The organism is Saccharopolyspora sp. SCSIO 74807, assembly GCF_037023755.1.
GTDB classification, from domain to species: domain Bacteria; phylum Actinomycetota; class Actinomycetes; order Mycobacteriales; family Pseudonocardiaceae; genus Saccharopolyspora_C; species Saccharopolyspora_C galaxeae.
This window is the reverse complement of the sequence record NZ_CP146100.1, coordinates 133,198-152,362: the sequence shown is the minus strand read 5'-3', so window position 1 is coordinate 152,362 and position 19,165 is coordinate 133,198. Positions and strand designations below refer to the sequence as shown.

Sequence of the window (19,165 nt, the reverse complement as noted above, 5' to 3'; positions counted from 1 at the left end):
GAACACCGCCCGATGGCGCCGACGGCGTCCGCGCCGCCGCCCGCGCTGCCGGAGGGCGGCCTGCGGATCACCGCGCTCGGCGGCATCGGCGAGGTGGGCCGCAACCTGACCGTGTTCGAGTACGCGGGCAAGCTGCTCATCGTCGACTGCGGGGTGCTGTTCCCCGAGGACGATTCGCCGGGTGTGGACCTGATCCTGCCGGACTTCGGGCCGATCGAGGACCGCCTGGACGACATCGAGGCGCTGGTGCTCACCCACGGGCACGAGGACCACATCGGTGCGGTGCCGTTCCTGCTGCGGCTGCGCCCGGACATTCCGGTGGTCGGCTCGAAGTTCACGTTGGCGCTGCTGGCGGCCAAGTGCAAGGAGCACCGGCAGACGCCGCAGCTGATCGAGGTCGCCGAGGGACAGCACAGCGAGCACGGCGCGTTCGACCTGGAGTTCTTCGCGGTCAACCACTCGATCCCGGACGCGCTGGCGGTCGCGATCCGCACTCCCGCGGGCGTCGCGCTGCACACCGGGGACATCAAGCTGGACCAGCTGCCGCTGGACGGCAGGCTCACCGACCTGGCCGGGTTCTCCCGGCTCGGCGACGAGGGCGTGGACCTGTTCCTGGTCGACTCGACCAACGCCGAGGTGCCGGGGTTCGTCACGCCGGAACGCGAGATCGGCCCGGTGCTGGACTCGGTGATCGGCAAGGCGACCCAGCGGCTGATCGTGGCCTGCTTCGCCAGCCACGTGCACCGCGTGCAGCAGGTGCTCGACGCCGCCGAGCAGCACGGCCGCAAGGTCTGCTTCGTTGGCCGCTCGATGGTGCGCAACATGGGCATCGCAGCCGATCTCGGTGTGCTGCGGGTGCCGCCGGGCCTGCTGGTGGAGTTGGACGAGGCGCTGGCGATGCCGGAGCACCTGGTGCTGTTCGTCTCGACCGGTTCGCAGGGCGAGCCGCTTTCGGCGCTGTCCAGGATGGCCCGCGGTGAGCACAAGCAGATCCGCATCAAGGCCGGGGACACGGTGGTGCTGGCGAGCTCGCTGATCCCCGGCAACGAGACCGCGGTGTTCGGCGTGGTCAACGGCCTGGTCCGGCTGGGTGCCGAGGTGGTGCACCAGGGCGGGGCGAAGGTGCACGTCTCCGGGCACGCTTCCGCGGGTGAGCTGCTGTACCTGTACAACGCGGTGCGCCCGAGCAACGTCATGCCGCTGCACGGCGAGTGGCGGCACCTGCGCGCGAACGCCGAACTGGCCCGGCTGACCGGCGTCGCCCCGGAACGGGTGGTGATCGCCGAGGACGGTGTCGTGGTCGACCTGGTCGACGGCATCGCGAAGGTCGCGGGCCGCGTCGAAGTGGGTCACGTCTACGTCGATGGATTGTCCGTTGGCGACGTGGGCGAGTCGACGCTGTCGGACCGCCTGGTACTCGGAGAGGGCGGCTTCATCTCGATCACCGTGGCGGTCGAGGCCGCCACGGGCCGGGCGGTGTCCAGCCCGACGATCTCCGGGCGCGGTTTCTCCGACGACCCGAAGGCGCTGGACGAAGTGGTGCCGCTGGTCGAGATGGAACTCGCCCGCACCGAATCGGAAGGCATCACCGACACCCACCGCATCGCCCAGGCCGTGCGCCGCGTGGTCGGCAAGTGGGTCGCCGACACCTACCGCCGCCGCCCGATGATCGTCCCGAACGTGCTGCCGGTGGGTTCCTGAGCGACGTCGCCGGGCCTTGCCCCGGTGACGGGCTTTCCGAGCGGTCGTGATGGCCGCTGCAGCTCGCGTCCGGAGACCCCCGCGTCTCGTAGGGTCACCGGACGTGACCATCGAGACCCTTCAGCAGCGCCTGCGCACATTCGCGGATGAACGTGATTGGCACCGGTTCCACGACCCGAAGAACCTCGCCATGGCGTTGTCCGTCGAGGCGGGCGAACTCGTCGAGCTCTTCCAGTGGCTCACCCCGGAGCAGTCCGCGCAGATCATGGACGACTCCGCAGCCGGCGAGCGAGTGCGCCACGAAATGGCCGACGTGCTCGCGTACCTGCTGCGCCTTGCCGACGTGCTCGACATCGACATCCTGGCCGCACTGGACGTGAAGATGGGCTTGAACGCGGCTAAGTACCCGGTCGAAACGGCCAAGGGCAACGCTCGAAAGTACGACCGGCTCGAATGAGCGGACTGCTAACCTGGCCCGGCAAGATCGCGGCCCGACGGGCACCGAAGTAGCCACTTCGTCGCTGCCCCCACCCGCGCGTGGATCACGCGTGCCCAGTGGGGGTTGTCAGTGGCACTGGTTCGCCGGAGCGCGGCCGAACTGCTCGAAGACGCGAAAGCCGACCGGTTGCACTTGCTGCTCAACGAGCAGGCCAAGTTCCAGCTCGAGTCCCGGGTCGGAACCTCCGAGGTGCGGTCCTGGCAGCGCAGCCTCCCGGTGCTGCTCGCCGATCTGGCAGATGCCGGGCTCGGGCACGTCGAGGTGCTGCTGGAACACAAACTCCCGCACAGCCCTCGGCGCGTCGACGCCGTCCTGTGCGGAACGCACCCCACGACCGGCGAATCCAGCTACGTGCTCGTCGAGTTGAAGCAGTGGTCGCACGTCGAAGCGGCAGTGGGCGAGCTCGTCCGCACCGCCGGTTACGGTCCGGCCCCCGTTCTGCATCCGGTCGAGCAGGTTCGCCGCTACTGCCAGTACCTCGTCGATTCGACGCCCGCTCTGGCCGCACGTCCGGACGCCGTCCACGGCATCGCCTACCTGCACAACGCGCGGAACGCGGACGTCTCGGCGTTGCGCGACCACGCGCTGAGCGAGTACGGACGCCTGTTCACCCTCGACGATCGAGGCGCGCTCGTCGACCGCCTGCAGGCCGTGCTCGGCCGGGCCGGTGACCGCGACGCCGCGCGTAACGCCGCCGACGAGTTCCTCAACTTCCACCACGCGCCGTCCAAAGCGCTGCTCAACATCGCGGCCAAGGAAATCCGGGAGCGCGAGCAGTTCGTGCTGCTCGACGAGCAGAAGGTCGCCTACGAGACGGTCATGCACGCCGTGCGCAATGCTCGCGCCGCCAGTACTCGCACCGTCGTGATCGTCCTCGGCGGCCCTGGTTCCGGGAAGAGCGCCATCGCGCTGAGCCTGGTCGGCGAACTCGCGCGGCAAGGCCGTACCGTGCACCACGCCACCGGATCCGGCGCCTTCACCCGCACGCTCCGCAAGACCGCGGGCAGCCGCAACACCCGCGTGCAGGGGCTGTTCAAGTACTTCAACAATTACGTCAGCTCCGAACCCCGCGAACTCGACGTCCTGATCTGCGACGAAGCGCACCGCATCCGGGAAACGAGCGTGAACCGCTTCACCAAGAAGGAAGTCCGCGCACGTGCCGGGCGGCAGATCGACGAATTGATCGACGTCGCATCGGTGCCCGTGTTCCTCCTCGACGAGGACCAGATCGTGCGTCCGGGGGAAATGGGGTCGCTGGAGGAGATCACCACAGCGGCCAAGACGAAGGGCTGCGAAGTCGAGGTCGTGCGCCTGGAGGGCCAATTCCGCTGTGGCGGCTCGGCGGCGTTCGACACCTGGGTTTCCCGGCTGCTCGGACTCGAACAGGCCGGTCCGACGGAATGGACCCGCCTGGTGTCGGCGACCGATGATGATTTCGTCGTCGCCAGCGCTGCGACTCCGCAGGCGATGGAAGCATGGTTGCGGACCCGGCGGTCCGAACACGGCGGCACCGCGCGCATCGCCGCGGGCTACTGCTGGCCGTGGAGTGATCCGGCCGAGGCGGAGCAGGGCAAACACCTCGTGGACGATGTCGTCATCAACGACTGGAAGCGTCCCTGGAACGCAAAACCCGGCAACAGCGTGCCCGACGCGCCCGAGTCCTATTTCTGGGCTTCCGACGAACGCGGATTCGACCAGGTCGGATGCATCTACACCGCCCAGGGCTTCGAGTACGACTGGGCCGGCGTGATCATCGGCCCGGACCTCGTCCGCCGTGACGGGGAGTGGGTCGCACGCCGCGGCCACTCGCACGACCCGGGTGTCCGGAAGGCGGACGAACTCCACTTCGCCGGGCTCATCCGCAACACTTACAAGGTGCTGCTCACAAGGGGGATGAGCGGGGTCTGCGTGTATTCCCCGGACCCCGAGACGCAGGAATTCCTGGCGCACGTGACGCGATGATCCGGGTTCCTCGGCTCAAGGCGTCGGCGGGAACGCGGTGATCGATACCGCGTTCCCGCCCGATTTCAGTCCTGGTGCTCCGATCCGCCCGGCGATGTCTCGGGCCGTTGCGGTTGCGGCTTCGCGCCCTTCGGGACCGGCTGGGGGAGTGGTTCACAGGTGGTGTCGGGACCGCCGCCGGGTTTGCGGGCGGGGCGTTCGCCGGTGTTGAGGTAGTCCGCGATCTGGTCGTCCAGGCAGCGGTTCCCGGAAAGCGAACCGGAATGCGTGGTGCCGCCGGGAAGGCTGATCAGGCTGGAGTTCGGGAAGCGCTTCCGCGTTTCCAGCGCGCCGGGGTACGGCGTGGCCGCGTCCAGTTCCTCGTTGATCAGCAGCGCGCTTTGCACGCCGCCGCCGTCGACATCGACCGGCTCGCCCGGTTCGACCGGCCAGCTCTGGCAAGAGGCGTTGTACCAAGCGTTCGCCCAGGTCTCGAACGGCGCCTTCGCGTGCGTGATCCAGTTGTCCACCCGCCAGCGGTTCCACTGCCGCGGCCACTGCAGGTCGCTGCACTGGACCGCGTTGTAGACGGCGAAGTTGTTGTCGTCGCCCGGTGAGTTGTCCGAGTCGTAGATCTTCTTCAGCGGCTGCCAATCGCCGCGCTGCACCCATCCGGCGAACGCCTCCGCGCGCTGTTCCCAAGCTTTGTGCTCGTACCCGGCCTGCAGGAACAGGTCGACCCACTCGTCGGAGCCGATCACCCCGCCCGCCGGCTGCGCGTCGAGCTTCGCCTTCTGCTCGTAGAACCGCCGCTCCACCTGATCACCGGTGGTGCCGAGGTGGTAGACGGAGTCGTAGCGGGCGACCCAATCGAAGAAGATCTTGATGTTGCGGTCGAACGCCACGTCCTGGTTGAGGTTGTTCTCGTACCAGACGTCCTCCGGGTTGACCACGCCGTCCAGCACCACCCGCCGCATCCGGTCCGGGTGCAGCGTGCCGTAGACCTGGCCGAGGTAGGTGCCGTAGGAGAACCCGTAATAATTGATCCGCTGCTGCCCGAGCGCCTTGCGGATGCTTTCCATGTCCGCGACGGAATCCGTCGTCTTCATGTGGTTCAGCAGTGCGCCGCCGGACTTCCCGCACGCCTGCGCGTAACGGGCCGAGCGGTCCCGCAGCTCCCGCTCCTTCTGCGGGGTGTCCGGCGTGTAGTCCGGCCGGTCGTAGCCGAAGTAGTCGCGATCGCAGGACAACGCCGGTTTGCTGGCGCCGACGCCGCGCGGGTCGAAGCCGATCCAGTCGTAGGCGGCGCCCGCGTTCTTCGGCACCGAGGACCCCAGCTTCGCCAGTGCCAGCCCGGAACCACCGGGACCGCCGGGATTGAGCAGCATCGCGCCCTGGTACTGGTCTTCCGGCAACGTGTGCTTCACCCGCGAGACGGCCAGCGAGATCTTTTCCCCGCCCGGATCCGCGTAATCCAGCGGCACTTCGAGCATTCCGCACTCGGCGTGCGCCTTCCGTAACGAATCGTCTTCGCACGGGCCCCATTTGATCGGTGCCGGGTTGAACGAGTCCGGTTCCGGAGAAACCGTTTCCCGAGCCGGGTCCTGGGTCGCCGGGACGTGGCCCGGTTGAGCGGCGGAACCAGCCGGTGCGAACAGCAGGCTCGCTGCCAGCAGGCCGGTCGCCGCCGTGGCGATCGCTGATTTCTGCACTTCGTTCCTCGATGTCCGTTCCAGCGCCCGGGCGGGCACCGATCGCGACCAATCCCTGATCGGCGCCCAGTCCCTGATCGGCGCCCAATCCCTGATCGGCCCAGTCTGTCCCAACAGATCCGCGGCCCACCAGGAAGCCGCGAAGATCCAGCCGCGACGAACTTCCCCGCTCGAACGCCGACCAGCGCGCGAGGAGACAGTCCGGCAGCTGAACGAAAACCGCGATTGCGTGGTCGATCAGCAGTCGGCCGACCGCTCGCCGCAAGGCTCGCAGCACGGCGACGCGCGCTCAAGGGCGCCAAGGACTCCTTTTGTCCCCAGTCGGGCGCGTCGCGTCGGCGTGCCGAGGTGCGTCCGGTTCGTCCGCGCGCAGCGGAGTCAGCCCCGCCGTGATCCCGCGCATGATGCGGTCGCGCGCGCGGGCCGCATCGCCGGGCTTGTCCGCGGACAGGTCGCTCAAGTCGACCGGCTCGCCGAAGTGCACCCGCAGCACCGGCCGCCGCCGGATCGCACCGAGCCACGAACGCAGCAGGACACCGGCGTCGCGCGGGCTCTCCACCCGCGGCATCCCGTAGCGGACGACCTCGTGCGCACCCCACTGGCTGATCGGGACGACCGGCGCCCCCGAAGCCAGCGCCATCCGCGCCACACCGGTCTTGCCGCGCTCCGGCCACAGATCGGGTTCCAGGCTGATCCGCCCCTCCGGATACACCAGCACCGGCCGGTGGTCCTGCTCCAACGCATCCACGACGCGGTGCAGCGCCTCGCTCGCGGTGGCCCTACCGCGGTCCGCGCGCACGTGCCGCGACTTGCGCAGCAGCGAGCCCAGCACCGGAGCGTCGAACAACCCGCCGGTGGCCAAGAACCGCACCGCCAACCGGTTTCGCCCGCACGCCGCCATCACGACCAGGGCATCGACGTTGCCGATGTGGTTCGCCGCCAGCAGCAGCGGCTTGCCGCGCAGTTCGTCCGGCACATCACCGGTGACCTGCAGCCGTCCGGTGAGCCGCACCAGCGCGCGGTCGACCCGCAGCAGCACCCGCCACAGCAGTGGCGCCTCGCGGTACAGCTGCTCGCGTGCTGCCGGAGGCGGTTGCGCGGATTCGGGCTCGACGTGCTGGGCGACCATGACGGGTGAGCATCGCACAACGCTCGGCGTCACATGTCCCGGACCGGATAGCCGTGTGTTTCCTGCGCCTCCTGTGACGCAAAGCGGCCGCGCAAGATAACGTAAGGGCCATGGCGGGCCGGACCACGAGCGGCGCCCAGAGCGGGAAATCGTCACCGAAGAATGCGGCGAAATCCCCGGCGCGGAACTCGACGCACAGTCCAGGCGGCACCAAGAGCGGCGGTGCCGCGAAGGGGCGCAACACCAGTTCTTCTTCCGGTGGGGGGAAACCGCGCCCCGGATCGACGCACGCGCCGCGCAGCTCACCCGCCAAGCGCGGCTCCTCGAACAGCGGCTCCTCGAAGAGCAGCGCCAAACGCGGCGCCAAGTCCGGCGCGCAACCGAGCCTCGGCGTCGGGCGCGTGCTGCGCCGCGCCAAGGACATCGACCCGGCGCACGGCCGCACCGGCATGGCGCTGATCGCGCTGGCCGCCGCCGTGATCACCGCCGCGGGCGTGTGGGGGCACGCGGGCGGGCCGGTCGGGCAGTGGCTGGACTGGGGCCTGCGGTTCGTCGTCGGCTCCGCGGTCATGGCGCTGCCGCTGGTGCTGGCCGGGATCGCGGTGTTCTTCGCGAGCACCGACACCAATCCGGAGGCGCGCCCGCGCGTGGTGCTCGGCTCCGTGCTGCTCGGGCTCAGCGTGCTCGGCGTGCTGCACATCGTGTTCGGCGCGCCCGCGAACTGGCAGGCGTGGCCGGGTGCGGGCGGAATCATCGGGTTCGTCGCGGGCGGCCCGCTCGCGCAGGGCGTGACGACGTGGGTCGCGGTGCCGGTGCTGGTGCTGGTGGCGCTGTTCGGGCTGATGCTGCTGACCGACACGACGCTGTCCACGCTGCGGGCCCGGTTCACCGCCGCGCCCGAGGAAGCGGACGAGCCGGTCACCGAAGAGGTCGAACCGGAGACGGTGCAGCTGCGCCGCCCGTCCCGGCGCAGGCAGGGCTCCAGCGCGAAGGGCTCCGACGCGAAGGAGGTCGCCGACGACGGGCAGCTCTCCCTCGACGACGCGCCCGCCGAATCCGCGCCGAAGTCGAAGAAGCAGTCGAGCGAGCCGAAACCCGCGCCGGAAGAGGTCCCCGCAGCGGGTGAGCAGCAGGACCAGGAAGAACCCGAGGACAGCGGCAAGCTCACCATCAGCCGCACCGTCGAAGGCGACTACAAGCTCCCGCCGCTGGACGCGCTAACCGGCGGGGAAGCGCCGAAGACGCGCAGCAAGGCGAACGACTCCATGATCGAGGCGATCACCGCGGTCCTGGAGCAGTTCAAGATCGACGCGCAGGTCACCGGGTTCGTCCGCGGGCCGACGGTGACCCGCTACGAGGTGGAACTCGGCCCCGGCGTGAAGGTCGAGAAGATCACCGCGCTGACCAAGAACATCGCCTACGCCGCGGCCACCGACAACGTGCGGCTGCTCGCGCCGATCCCGGGCAAGTCCGCGGTCGGCATCGAGGTGCCCAACAGCGACCGCGAAATGGTGCTGCTCGGCGACGTGTTGCGTTCCTCCAAGGCCGCCGGCGACGCGCACCCGCTGGTGATGGGTCTGGGCAAGGACATCGAAGGCCACATGGTCACCGCGAACCTGTCCAAGATGCCGCACCTGCTGTGCGCGGGTTCCACCGGTTCCGGCAAGTCCAGCTTCGTGAACTCGATGCTGGTCTCGCTGCTGGCGCGGGCCACGCCGCAAGAGGTCCGGATGATCCTGATCGACCCGAAGATGGTCGAGCTCACCCCGTACGAGGGCATCCCGCACCTGATCACGCCGATCATCACCCAGCCGAAGAAGGCCGCGGCCGCGCTGGGCTGGCTGGTCGACGAGATGGAGCAGCGCTACCAGGACATGCAGGCCAACCGGGTGCGGCACATCGACGACTTCAACTCGAAGGTGCGCTCCGGCGAGATCACCGCCCCGCCCGGCAGCGAACGCGAATACCGGCCGTACCCGTACATCCTGGCGATCGTGGACGAGCTCGCCGACCTGATGATGACCGCGCCGCGGGACGTCGAGGACGCGATCGTGCGGATCACGCAGAAGGCGCGGGCCGCCGGGATCCACCTGGTGCTGGCCACCCAGCGGCCCTCGGTGGACGTGGTCACGGGGCTGATCAAGACGAACGTGCCCTCGCGGCTGGCGTTCGCGACGTCCTCGCTCACCGACTCGCGGGTGATCCTGGACCAGCCGGGCGCGGAGAAGCTGATCGGCATGGGCGACGGGCTGTACTTCCCGATGGGCGCGTCCCGGCCGCAGCGGGTGCAGGGTTCGTTCGTCAGCGACGCGGAGATCACCCGGATCGTCGGCTACACCAAGGAGCAGGCCGAGCCGGACTACACCGAAGGCGTCACCGCGGCCAAGGCGGGCGAGAAGAAGGAGGTCGACTCCGACATCGGCGACGACCTCGACGTGCTGCTGCAGGCCACCGAACTGGTCGTGACCAGCCAGTTCGGTTCCACTTCGATGTTGCAGCGCAAGCTGCGCGTCGGGTTCGCGAAGGCGGGCCGGTTGATGGACCTGCTGGAATCGCGCAACGTCGTCGGTCCGTCGGAGGGTTCGAAGGCGCGCGACGTGCTGGTGAAGCCGGACGAGCTGCAGGGCGCGCTGGACTCGATCCGGGGCGGCCCGCCTCCCGACGACGAAGCCTGAACCCGGTGGCCCCGCCGAATTCCGGCGGGGTCTTTTTTGCTCTGATTCGTCTCCCGGACACCTCCGGGATTCACGTTTTTCACGGTCTCGGTACCAGCCCTGTGAGTTTGCGGAAAAACTCGCCAACCGGGTTCACCGGCTGATCTTCAAGCTATATATTCTGCGCCGCTGATCGAGCTGAAGGGTTCGCGATGAACGGCAGGAGAATCCGAGCCGGTGCCGCCACCGCGCTAGCCGCGTTGCTGGTCACAGGCTTATGTTACGGAATGGCGCAGGCCGATGAGCCTGCTGCCGCGCCCATGGACGTGAACCAGGGCGAGATGTTCCGGCAGGGCGGAAGCAGCTATCCGAGATTGGTCAGACTGCAGCACAGTGGTCCCGCGAACGGGCGCGTACTGGCCAGCATGACGACCTATGTGGACAATGCCGGAAGAGCGGTGATCTACGAGAGCGGCGATGACGGGAAGTCCTTCGAGCAGGTCGGCGAGATCCGCGACCCCGAGGGCGAGAACACCAAGGGCATGTGCTGCTCCACGCTCTACGAACTGCCCCGCGCCGTCGGCGACATGCCCGCGGGCACGCTGCTGTGGGCAGGTACCGCCGGAGTCGGCGCGGACGCGGACACCCGCACCAGCAGCATCCGGCTCTGGCGCAGCGACGATCACGGACGCACCTGGAACTACCTGTCCAATGTGGTCACGATGCCGCCCGGGCCGGGCGTGTGGGAACCGGAATTCACCGTCACCGCCGACGGGCAGCTGGCCGCGTTCTACTCCGACGACATGGACCCGAACCACGACCAGAAGATGGTCCAGGTCCGGTCCGCGGACGGCGTGCACTGGACCGACCAGCGCGACGCCATCAAGGACGACCGGTTCCGCGTCCGGCCCGGCATGGCCGGAGTGCGGCAGCTGCCGGACGGCAGCTACGTGATGGTCTACGAGATGTGCAACTACGACCCGGTGCACATCTGCACCGTGTTCATGCGGACATCGCGGGACGGCTGGGACTGGGGCGATCCCCGCGACCCCGGGACCGAGATCGTCTCGGACGCCGGTGGGCAGCCGCTCGGCACGCCGACGATCTCGTGGGCGCCGGGCACGGATCCGAACGGGCGGCTGATCCTCGCCTACCAGATGCTCGGTGGCGACAACGGCGGTTTGGCTCCGGGCAACGGGCGCACGCTGATGGTCAACGACCATCCGTCCGACCTGGCGCACGGCTGGCGGGAAGTCCCGGCGCCGGTGCAGATCGAGCACAACCAGGGCAGCGACTGCCGCAACTTCAGCCCGACGACGCTGCCCACCTCGGACGGGCGGTCGGTGATCCACTTGGCCACCGACTACGAGAAGTACATCGGCGGCCCGTGCGAGGCGTACTTCGGCACCGGACCGATCGACGGGGACGCGGGGCAGGCAGGCGAAACGGGGCAGCCCGGGGAAATGGCGGGCGCGCCGGACCGGACTCCGCTGGACGCGCGGCCGAACCGGTGATCTCGAACCGGTGACCGCTGGTGCCGGGCCGTCCGAACGGCAGCCCGGCACCCGGTCTCAGCGCCGCAGCGTCGCGTACGAGCTGTCCAGCTGATCCAGCGAGGAAACGCCGAGCAGCCGCATCGTGCGCTCCACCTCGACGCGCAGGATGTCCACCGCCTTCTGCACCCCGCGCTGCCCACCGGCCATCAACCCGTACAGGTAGGCGCGCCCGACCAGGCAGGAATCCGCGCCGCGCGCGATGGCGGCGACGATGTCGGCGCCGCTGAGGATGCCGGTGTCCAGCATGATCTCCGCGCGGTCGCCGATCCGCTCGCGCACCTTCGGCAGCAGCTCCAGCATCGTCGGCGCCCGGTCCAGCTGGCGGCCGCCGTGGTTGGACAGGATCACCGCGTCCGCGCCGAGCTCGACGACCTTCGCCGCGTCCGGAGCGTTCTGCAGGCCCTTGATGATCAGCGGGCCGTCCCAGATCTCGCGCAGCCACTCCACGTCGGCGAAGCTCAGCGACGGGTCGAACATCTCGTTCATCAGTTCCGCGACGGTGCCTTCCCAGCGCTTGAACGACGCGAACTGCAGCGGCTCGGTGGTCAGCAGGTTGAACCACCACGCGGGGTGCAGCGCCCCGTCGGCGATCGTCTTCAGCGTCAGCGACGGCGGGATGGTCAGCCCGTTGCGCACGTCCCGCATCCGCGCGCCCGCGACCGCGGTGTCGACCGTGAGCATCAGCGCTTCGTAGCCGGCTTCCTTGGCCCGCTGCACCAGCTCGCGGCTGGCTTCGCGGTCGCGCCACACGTAGAGCTGGAACCACTTGCGGGCCTCCGGCGCGGCCGCTGCGGTGTCCTCCACCGACGTGGTGCCCATTGTGGACAGTCCATACGGGATGCCCGCGCGCTCGGCGACCCGTGCCACGGCGGGCTCGCCCTCGTGGTTCATCATCCGCGTGAACCCGGTGGGCGCCAAGGAGAACGGCAATGTCGACGGCCTGCCAAGGATCTCGCGGCCAGTGTCCACATCGGACACATCGCGCAGCACCGAAGGGTGGAACTCGAGGTCGCGGAACGCCTGCCGCGCGCGGCGCAGGCTCGTCTCGCCTTCCGCCGCGCCGTCGGTGTAGTCGAACACCGCGCGCGGCGTCCGCCGGTAGGCGATCCTGCGCAGGTCGGGAATGGTGTGCGCGTGCGAAAGGCGCCGCTCGAGCGGGTTGAGCTCCGGCGGCGCCACCCGCAGCAACGGGCGCAGCTCGGACCACCGTGGAATCTGGCGCCGTACCATTCGTTTCCCTTCACCTCGTCGTCCAGGGCCCGGCGCACACTACCCAGCGGATGCCCGCCGACCACAGCAAAAGCGGGCACGGCCACACCCGGTGACCGTGCCCGCGGGCAACCCGGCTCAGGGGTTGAACTGCACCGGCTTCCCGGCCGCGTCGCGGGCCTGGTAGCCGACGATCGCACCGGACTTCGAGCGCTTCGGCGTGACCTGCGCCTGTTGCATGGCCTCGGCGACGCTGACGTCGCCGAACTGGCGCACCGCCCAGTAGTAGACCTCGGCCGCGGACTTGCACACCGGGTCCGCACCGCAGCCGGAACGCATGTCGGCCTTGAAGTTGTCGTCGATGCGCAACCGGTTTTCGTCGGTGAACCGGGACTGCTTCTCGTAGTTCCGGTAGCCGAAGTCGTGCCGGTCGCAGCTGGTGCCGAAGTCGTAGCCCAGCGGCTCGTTCGGCGAGTACGAGCAGCTGTCCGACGACCAGTCGAGCTGATCGCCGTAGGGCTTGTCGGCGCGGATGCCGGTGAAGTCGTGCAGCGTCGTCTGGAACAGGTATCTGTCGGTGATCTGCTGGAGCTCCGGTTGGGGTATCTCGGCTTGCGCGTTTCCCGCGGTCAGCAGCAGCACCGCACCGGCGGAGGCGGCGGCTGCGAGCGCGCGAGGGCGCGCGGCGTGACGGGGCACTGGCTCTCCTGGAAGGTCGGGACCTGCAACGAGCGACACCGGAGTTATAGCTGTTGCCGATCTGCCGCGGCGACCCCCGGTCGTCCCGGCGTGCACCACTCGATGTGGTGGAGGCGTTCGCGGCGTGGACGGCGGTCACCGGAACCGCCTGCCCGGACTTGTCGTAGCCGGGCATGAGCAGCAGCTCCCCGGCGGCAAGTCGTGGAGTTCTCCAAGCGGCCGACCTCGGAATCGAGGTCGTGCAGGTCGAGCAACGCGAGAACCGGACCAGGCAGCGCCGCTACGAGGACCGGGCGAATCGCGCAGAGGCGGTCGGTGAGCTGGACGGCGCTAGTGCGCTGCGGGCGAGGATCGCCGGACCGGTGGTCTCAGCCGAGCAGGCCGTCGGCGGTCGTGCCGTCGGTGGTGCCACCGAGTTCCAGCAGCATCCGCGTGTTGCCGAGGGTGTTGGGCTTGACGAAGGGGAGGTCGAGGAATTCGGCGACGCCTTCGTCGGCGGAGCGGCGCATTTCGGCGTAGACGTCCGGACTCACCGGGGTGCCGTCGATGCGGTGGAATCCGTGCCTGCCGAAGAATTCGGTTTCGAAGGTCAGCACGAACACCCGCGCCAACCCCAGTTCGCGGGCGAGCTGCACCAGGCGGCCGACCACGCGGTGGCCGACGCCGTGGCCCCTGGCGGCCGGGTCGACCGCGACGGTGCGGATCTCGGCCAAGTCCTCCCACAGCACGTGCAGTGCGCCGCAGCCGACCACGCGGATGCCGTCGCCGTCGGAGAGCTCGGCGACCCAGAACTCCTGCACGTGCTCGTAGAGCGTCACGAGTTCCTTGGCCAGCAGCACCTTTCCGGCGTAGGAGTCGACGAGCGCCTTGATGCCGCGGACGTCGGCGACCCGAGCCCGGCGAATCGATATTTCGCCTGGCGCATAGCTATGCATGGTGCGAATGCTACCTTCCGTGCACGATGAAGTCGATGTGCGCCCGGTAGCGCTCAGTGACGGCTTGGTTTCGGACAGTGATAAGATCGCTACTTTCCGTGGTGATGTGCGCTAGTCTGGAGCCAGGAGGTGGGAGATGACCGCCACGATGGAACGCGGCACGCACGAGCATCGCCCGGAAGCTCCGGAGCAGTCGGGAGCCCCGGAACAGTCCGGCGGCAGGCCGACCGCGCGGGAGACCGCCGAGCGGTTGTGGCAGGACCCCGCGCTGGACGGCTTCCGCATCGAGGCGATGAGCGGAAGGGTTGTCGTGACTCCACCTCCTGACGGCGGCCACGGGGTGGCCCTCACCAGGCTGATGCGCATCCTCGACCGGCAGGTCGTCGAGGAGAACCAGCTGGAAGTGATCCAGAACCTGGGCCTTGCGCTGCCCGAAGGGCCGGGCGACTTCGCGCTTCCCGACCTCGCGGTGGTCGACGAGGACTTCCGCGAACACCGCCTGCCCGGTTCGCAGTACCCGCCCGAGCTCTTCCACCTCGTCGTCGAGATCACTTCTTCGAACTGGCAGGACGACCTGCGCATCAAACCGGAGGCGTACGCGCGGGCCGGTGTCCCGGTGTACCTGATCGGCGACCGCGAACACGGCGAGGCCAAGGTGCTGTGGCGGCCGGAGAACGGCGAATACCGCAGCATCGCGGCTTATTCGCGGGGTGACGCGTTGAAGTTGCCCGGCGATGTCGCGGTGGAGATCCCGGTGGACGTGCTGCTGCAAAGCTGATCTTCGGCTGTTCCCGTTCCGGGCTCGATCGCAGGGCAGTGCTGCTGTCCCGCTAACCTCGACGCCATGCCAGCAGGCACCGCTGCCCGCCGGGGCGCCACGATCGCGCCGGCGCGCGTTCGCAACGTTGTCCCTCCCGGTCGGTTCGCGCGTGCCGCACGGTCCGCGGACGCCGGACGGATCGCGGATGCCGGGCGCATCCGGGAGGTCCCGCCCACAGGTCAGCGGCCGGAGGTGGACGGTGCGTGCTGCTTCGCTGATCCTGGACGGGTCGGCGCGGGCGATGTGCCGCTTCGCCGGGTGACCGGCACCGAGTACCTGGACTCGGCGCCGCGCCCGGGCGGCACGTCCGAACAGCAACTTCGCGGGGAGCAGGCATGACGGCCGAGAGCGCGGCATCGAGCTCGCCCACTCCCGGTGGGCCGGTCGAACGACCGGTGCCGCTGGTGAACATCGCCAACGTGCTGACCGTGTCCAGGCTGGCGATGGTGCCGGTGTTCCTGGTGACCCTGCTGTGGGGCGACGGGCACGAGCTGCTGTGGCGGTGGCTGGCGACCGCGGTGTTCCTGATCGCCTCGATCACCGACCGCGTGGACGGCGACCTGGCGCGCAAGCGCGGGCTGGTCACCGACTTCGGCAAGATCGCCGATCCGATCGCGGACAAGGCGTTGACCGGCTCGGCGCTGATCGGGCTAAGCCTGCTCGGCGACCTGTCCTGGTGGGCCACCTCGATCATCATCGCGCGTGAGTTGTTCGTCACAATCCTGCGGTTCTGGGTGATCCGGCACGGCGTGATCCCCGCCAGCCGCGGCGGGAAGCTGAAGACGCTGCTGCAAGCGATCGCGATCGGGCTGTACCTGATGCCGCTCGGCGCGCTGGGGGCTCCGGTCGCCTGGACGGTGATGGCCGCTGCGGTGCTGGTCACGGTGCTGACCGGGCTGGACTACGTGGTCCGCGCGGTGCGGCTGCGAGCGGCGGGCGAGCAAGCCGCGGAGCAGCGGCCGTGACCGCCGCCGAGCACGATCTCGTCGCAGGCGTGCTGGCTCGCCTGCGCTCCCGCGGCGAGACCGTCGCCACCGCCGAGTCGCTGACGGCCGGTCTGCTCTCGGCGGCGTTGACGGAGGTCGCCGGGGCCAGCGCGGTCGTGCGGGGCGGGCTGGTCGTCTACGCCACCGAGCTCAAGGCCGAGCTGGCGGGCGTGGATCCCGCGCTGCTGGCCACGGGCGGTGCGGTGCAGCCGAAGGTCGCCGAGCAGCTCGCCGCGGGCGCGCGGGACCGCTGCCGAGCGTCGTGGGGTGTGGGGCTGACCGGGGCCGCCGGGCCGGATCCGCAAGATGGCGCCGCGCCGGGGACCGTGCACATCGGCTTCGCCGGGCCGTCGGTTGCGACCGTGTTCTCCACGCGTCTCGACGGTGATCGTTCTGCCGTCCGGGCGGCGGCCATTCGGGTGGCGTTGGAACAGTTCGGCGCCCTGCTGGGTTGAACTTCCGCGGCACGTGTGCAGCGCGATGTCGCTGGGCACGGCAGCTGCGCCGGGCGGTGGACACGGGTGGATCACCGCTTGATCGACTGCGGCCGCGGGTGCAGGATGCGTTCGCCCTCGGCGGACTTGCCGGTGATCGCTCTCGTGCGGCCGTCGCGATGAGTAACGTAGAGGGCGTTGACGCGTAGCGCACGATGTAGGCGACGAAGGAGGGAGGCGCGCGATGACCGTGTTGTTGCGGGAAGCGGTCGGAGAACGGCTGCGCCGCGCCCGGACCGCTCAGTCTCGTACGCTGCGGGACGTCTCGCGCGCCGCCCGGGTGAGCCTCGGCTACCTCTCGGAGGTGGAACGGGGCCGCAAGGAGGCGTCGAGCGAACTGCTGGCCTCGATCTGCGGCGCGCTGGACGTGCCGCTGCCGGAACTGCTGGTGACCGTGGCCGGCGATCTGGACGGGGCGGGCTCGATGCTGACCCCGGCGATGGTCGAGCAGGCCGACTCCGGTTTCGACGGCGGGACGCTGGTGCCGAGCCTGGCGGGCACCGACCTCGCCGAGACCGGCCTGGCGGGCGCGGAATTCGCCGAGGTGGGTGCCGAGGCGCAGGCGAGCGCCGCGGCGGACGAATCCGCCGAGGACCGCAAGCTGCAGCCGGTGCTCAGCCAGCGGATCAGCGCTCCGGTGCGCAACTCCGGCGGCGTCGTGGTGGCCGCTTAGGGAATGTTCCGCCGAGCTCAGGAACCTGCCGGGTGGCCGGTGCGTTGATCGAATGACCCGCGCGCGCCGCGGTCGCCTGCCGGGCACGAGCCCGGGCGGCGGCGTCGGCTCGATCAGCGTCGGCGCCGTCGCGGGATACCCCGGGAAAATCCCGGAGATCTTCGGCGTCCTGGTGGAAGCGGACATCGCGGACTGCCACGATGGGGCCAGGACCCGTTGGGGACCAGGCGCGATGGCAAGATGATCGCGAAACGCCGCGGCCCGTCGGCTCGCCGAAAGGGGAGTTGTGCGGCCCGGCCGCGCACGGGCAGCACCGGCAGCAGAGAAGGCAGGCGGAGGAGATGGCCAATCCGTTCGTGAAGTTCTGGAAGTACCTGATGGCGTCGTTCTCGTCGAAGGTCGACGAGAACGCCGATCCGAAGGTGCAGATCCAGCAGGCCATCGAGGATGCGCAGCGTCAGCACCAGAGCCTGTCGCAGCAGGCCGCATCGGTGATCGGCAACCAGCGGCAGCTGGAGATGAAGCTGAACCGCCAGCTCGGCGAGGTCGAGAAGCTGCAGTCCTCGGCGCGGCAGGCGTTGACGATGGCCGACCAGGCGCGTTCCGAAGGCGACACGGCCAAGGCGGAGAAGTACGAGGAGACCGCCACCCAGCTGGCCAGCCAGCTGGTCACCGCCGAGCAGGGGGTCGAGGACCTCAAGACGCTGCACGACCAGTCGCTGCAGGCCGCCGAGCAGGCCAAGCAGGCGGTGGAGCGCAACTCGCAGATGCTGCAGCAGAAGATCGCCGAGCGCACGAAGCTGCTCAGCCAGCTCGAGCAGGCGAAGATGCAGGAGCAGGCGTCGAACTCGCTCAAGCAGATGTCCGACATGGCCGCGCCCGGCAACACGCCCTCGCTGGACGAGGTGCGGGACAAGATCGAGCGCCGCTACAGCACCGCCCTCGGTGAGGCGGAGCTGGCGCAGAACAGCGTGCAGGGCCGGATGATGGAGGTCCAGCAGGCTTCCATCGACGCCGCGGGCTCGAACCGGCTGGAGCAGCTGCGCGCCTCGATGGGCAGCAACGATCAGCAGCAGGTCACCGGCGGGCAACAGCAGCAGGTCACCGGCGGGCAGGCGGCCGAGCCGTCCACCCAGCCGCAACAGCAGCAGCAGAACCCGCAGACCGGCCAGGTCTGAGCGAGTTCGCCGATGCCGCCGCAGAAGAAGGAGCTGGCGGAATGGGGCGAGGCCGCGCTGCGCGAGCTGCGCGGCCCGATCGCCGGTGAGTTCCGCCGCAAGCTCGCGCGGTGGCGTGATCCGCGCGCCAGGTTGCTGCGCAAGCGCAAGCGCAGCAGGCAGACCGCCATCACGGGAACCGTGGGCACCGGGGTGTTCGCGGCCGGCTCGTACGGGGCGTTCGCGCCGCACGTGTTCGGCATGCCCGCGGCTCAGCCGCTGGAGACGATGCTGGACGTGGCCGCGTTCGGCATCGGCGGTGCCGCGGTCGCGACCGCGGTCGGCGCGGTCGCCTCGTGGCGGCAGTACCGCAAGCTGTGCAAGGTGCCGCTGCCGGAGGCCGCGCCGGAACCGGTGGAGTTGCCGCCGAACGGCTCGCAGGCGCGGGAGCCGATGCGCAGTCTCCGCGACGCGGAGCAGAGCATGCACCAGGCGCTGCAGCAGCTGAGCACGGCCGGTTTCGGCGAAGCCGCGGACGCCCGGGACACCGCGAACCGAGCTGCGGCCGCGCTGCGCGAGGTTTCGGCGCGGCTGCAGGCGGTGGAGGCGGCGCTGCCGCACGTGCCCGCCTCCGAGCAGGAACCGCTGCGCGCGGATGTGCAGCGGTTGCGCGGTGAACTCGACGAGGGCGTGGAGGGCTACCGCCACTTGGTCGCCGCAGCGGGACGCGCCGTCGCTGCCAGCGGAGGGCCGGAGCAGCGGCACGCCGTGCAGGACGCTTCGGACCGCTTGGCCGGGCTGGCGACCGCGCTGCTCGAGCTCGGGCGGGGCAGTGGCGATACCGGGCAGCCGCGGAATTCTTGAGCGCCCGCCGACCGGGTCCGCGCGGGCGCGGTGCCGCGGTCATGACTGCACGTCAGCACATGTGCATCACTTTTCACACTAATGACCCCGTGGCGGGTTGATTATGTGATGCCGAATAGTAATCTCCCCAGCGTCG

General features: G+C 69.6%; 17 protein-coding genes. 12 read left to right on the top strand and 5 right to left on the bottom strand.

Annotation, left to right across the window (positions count from 1 at the left end):
• Nucleotides 1–12: 12 nt before the first annotated feature.
• The 3 genes from V1457_RS00665 to V1457_RS00655 all read left to right on the top strand — a co-directional run bounded on the left by V1457_RS00665 (nt 13) and on the right by V1457_RS00655 (nt 4,162).
• The gene (locus tag V1457_RS00665; RefSeq protein ID WP_338604753.1) at nt 13–1,701 is read left to right on the top strand and encodes a ribonuclease J; all 1,689 of its coding nucleotides are present in this window, start codon (nt 13–15) and stop codon (nt 1,699–1,701) included.
• A gap of 103 nt (nt 1,702–1,804) precedes the next feature.
• Complete coding sequence (locus tag V1457_RS00660) at nt 1,805–2,158, top strand: nucleotide pyrophosphohydrolase (RefSeq protein ID WP_295145377.1); 354 nt, start codon at nt 1,805–1,807, stop codon at nt 2,156–2,158.
• 111 nt (nt 2,159–2,269) lie between these two features.
• On the top strand, nt 2,270–4,162 hold the full coding sequence (locus V1457_RS00655) for a DUF2075 domain-containing protein (RefSeq protein ID WP_338599041.1): 1,893 nt from the start codon (nt 2,270–2,272) through the stop codon (nt 4,160–4,162).
• A gap of 65 nt (nt 4,163–4,227) precedes the next feature.
• On the opposite strand, the gene V1457_RS00650 is transcribed toward V1457_RS00655, so the two are convergent.
• Both V1457_RS00650 and V1457_RS00645 read right to left on the bottom strand, forming a co-directional pair.
• Complete coding sequence (locus V1457_RS00650) at nt 4,228–5,853, bottom strand: alpha/beta hydrolase (protein WP_338599038.1); 1,626 nt, start codon at nt 5,851–5,853, stop codon at nt 4,228–4,230.
• A gap of 289 nt (nt 5,854–6,142) precedes the next feature.
• Nucleotides 6,143–6,886, bottom strand: a complete 744-nt coding sequence (locus V1457_RS00645) for a 1-acyl-sn-glycerol-3-phosphate acyltransferase (RefSeq protein WP_295145383.1) — start codon at nt 6,884–6,886, stop codon at nt 6,143–6,145.
• Nucleotides 6,887–7,092: 206 nt separating this feature from the next.
• On the opposite strand from V1457_RS00645, the gene V1457_RS00640 reads away from it, so the two are divergent.
• Both V1457_RS00640 and V1457_RS00635 read left to right on the top strand, forming a co-directional pair.
• A complete protein-coding gene (locus tag V1457_RS00640; protein ID WP_338599035.1) occupies nt 7,093–9,657 on the top strand; it encodes a DNA translocase FtsK in 2,565 nt (854 codons plus the stop codon).
• A gap of 266 nt (nt 9,658–9,923) precedes the next feature.
• Entirely contained in the window at nt 9,924–11,150 is a 1,227-nt protein-coding gene (locus tag V1457_RS00635) for a sialidase family protein (protein WP_338599032.1), read from the top strand.
• A 57-nt stretch (nt 11,151–11,207) separates the two neighbouring features.
• Here V1457_RS00635 and V1457_RS00630 read toward each other — a convergent pair whose 3' ends face one another.
• The 3 genes from V1457_RS00630 to V1457_RS00620 all read right to left on the bottom strand — a co-directional run bounded on the left by V1457_RS00630 (nt 11,208) and on the right by V1457_RS00620 (nt 14,035).
• Nucleotides 11,208–12,422 carry an alpha-hydroxy acid oxidase gene (locus V1457_RS00630; RefSeq protein WP_338599029.1) on the bottom strand — a complete coding sequence of 405 codons (1,215 nt, stop codon included), beginning with the start codon at nt 12,420–12,422 and terminating at the stop codon, nt 11,208–11,210.
• 117 nt (nt 12,423–12,539) lie between these two features.
• On the bottom strand, nt 12,540–13,100 hold the full coding sequence (locus tag V1457_RS00625) for a phospholipase (RefSeq protein WP_200070052.1): 561 nt from the start codon (nt 13,098–13,100) through the stop codon (nt 12,540–12,542).
• A gap of 368 nt (nt 13,101–13,468) precedes the next feature.
• Nucleotides 13,469–14,035: an amino-acid N-acetyltransferase gene (locus V1457_RS00620; protein ID WP_200070051.1), complete on the bottom strand. Its 567-nt coding sequence runs from the start codon at nt 14,033–14,035 to the stop codon at nt 13,469–13,471.
• Nucleotides 14,036–14,171: 136 nt separating this feature from the next.
• Between V1457_RS00620 and V1457_RS00615 the strand changes: the two genes are divergently transcribed.
• The 7 genes from V1457_RS00615 to pspM all read left to right on the top strand — a co-directional run bounded on the left by V1457_RS00615 (nt 14,172) and on the right by pspM (nt 19,029).
• On the top strand, nt 14,172–14,813 hold the full coding sequence (locus V1457_RS00615; RefSeq protein WP_338599024.1) for a Uma2 family endonuclease: 642 nt from the start codon (nt 14,172–14,174) through the stop codon (nt 14,811–14,813).
• 377 nt (nt 14,814–15,190) lie between these two features.
• Nucleotides 15,191–15,820: a CDP-diacylglycerol--glycerol-3-phosphate 3-phosphatidyltransferase gene (gene pgsA, locus V1457_RS00610; protein WP_200070049.1), complete on the top strand. Its 630-nt coding sequence runs from the start codon at nt 15,191–15,193 to the stop codon at nt 15,818–15,820.
• On the top strand, nt 15,817–16,296 hold the full coding sequence (locus V1457_RS00605) for a CinA family protein (protein ID WP_338599019.1): 480 nt from the start codon (nt 15,817–15,819) through the stop codon (nt 16,294–16,296). The genes pgsA and V1457_RS00605 overlap by 4 nt, the downstream gene beginning before the upstream one ends.
• Nucleotides 16,297–16,519: 223 nt before the next feature.
• Nucleotides 16,520–17,008, top strand: coding sequence for a helix-turn-helix domain-containing protein (locus tag V1457_RS00600; RefSeq protein ID WP_200070048.1), 489 nt, complete (start codon nt 16,520–16,522; stop codon nt 17,006–17,008).
• 52 nt (nt 17,009–17,060) lie between these two features.
• The gene (locus V1457_RS00595) at nt 17,061–17,252 is read left to right on the top strand and encodes a hypothetical protein (RefSeq protein WP_200070047.1); all 192 of its coding nucleotides are present in this window, start codon (nt 17,061–17,063) and stop codon (nt 17,250–17,252) included.
• A 97-nt stretch (nt 17,253–17,349) separates the two neighbouring features.
• Complete coding sequence (locus V1457_RS00590; protein WP_200070046.1) at nt 17,350–18,186, top strand: PspA/IM30 family protein; 837 nt, start codon at nt 17,350–17,352, stop codon at nt 18,184–18,186.
• 12 nt (nt 18,187–18,198) lie between these two features.
• Nucleotides 18,199–19,029 carry a phage shock envelope stress response protein PspM gene (pspM, locus tag V1457_RS00585; RefSeq protein ID WP_200070045.1) on the top strand — a complete coding sequence of 277 codons (831 nt, stop codon included), beginning with the start codon at nt 18,199–18,201 and terminating at the stop codon, nt 19,027–19,029.
• The last annotated feature ends 136 nt before the right edge of the window (nt 19,030–19,165 follow it).

Excerpts from the sequence above, each read along its gene's own strand:
- pgsA (WP_200070049.1), top strand. The coding sequence starts at position 15,191 with ATGACGGCCGAGAGCGCGGCATCGAGCTCGCCCACTCCCGGTGGGCCG.
- V1457_RS00590 (WP_200070046.1), top strand. The coding sequence starts at position 17,350 with ATGGCCAATCCGTTCGTGAAGTTCTGGAAGTACCTGATGGCGTCGTTC.
- V1457_RS00595 (WP_200070047.1), top strand. The coding sequence starts at position 17,061 with ATGACCCGCGCGCGCCGCGGTCGCCTGCCGGGCACGAGCCCGGGCGGC.
- V1457_RS00630 (WP_338599029.1), bottom strand. The coding sequence starts at position 12,422 with ATGGTACGGCGCCAGATTCCACGGTGGTCCGAGCTGCGCCCGTTGCTG.
- V1457_RS00640 (WP_338599035.1), top strand. The coding sequence starts at position 7,093 with ATGGCGGGCCGGACCACGAGCGGCGCCCAGAGCGGGAAATCGTCACCG.
- V1457_RS00665 (WP_338604753.1), top strand. The coding sequence starts at position 13 with ATGGCGCCGACGGCGTCCGCGCCGCCGCCCGCGCTGCCGGAGGGCGGC.
- V1457_RS00635 (WP_338599032.1), top strand. The coding sequence starts at position 9,924 with ATGGCGCAGGCCGATGAGCCTGCTGCCGCGCCCATGGACGTGAACCAG.
- pspM (WP_200070045.1), top strand. The coding sequence starts at position 18,199 with ATGCCGCCGCAGAAGAAGGAGCTGGCGGAATGGGGCGAGGCCGCGCTG.
- V1457_RS00615 (WP_338599024.1), top strand. The coding sequence starts at position 14,172 with ATGACCGCCACGATGGAACGCGGCACGCACGAGCATCGCCCGGAAGCT.
- V1457_RS00620 (WP_200070051.1), bottom strand. The coding sequence starts at position 14,035 with ATGCATAGCTATGCGCCAGGCGAAATATCGATTCGCCGGGCTCGGGTC.
- V1457_RS00600 (WP_200070048.1), top strand. The coding sequence starts at position 16,520 with ATGACCGTGTTGTTGCGGGAAGCGGTCGGAGAACGGCTGCGCCGCGCC.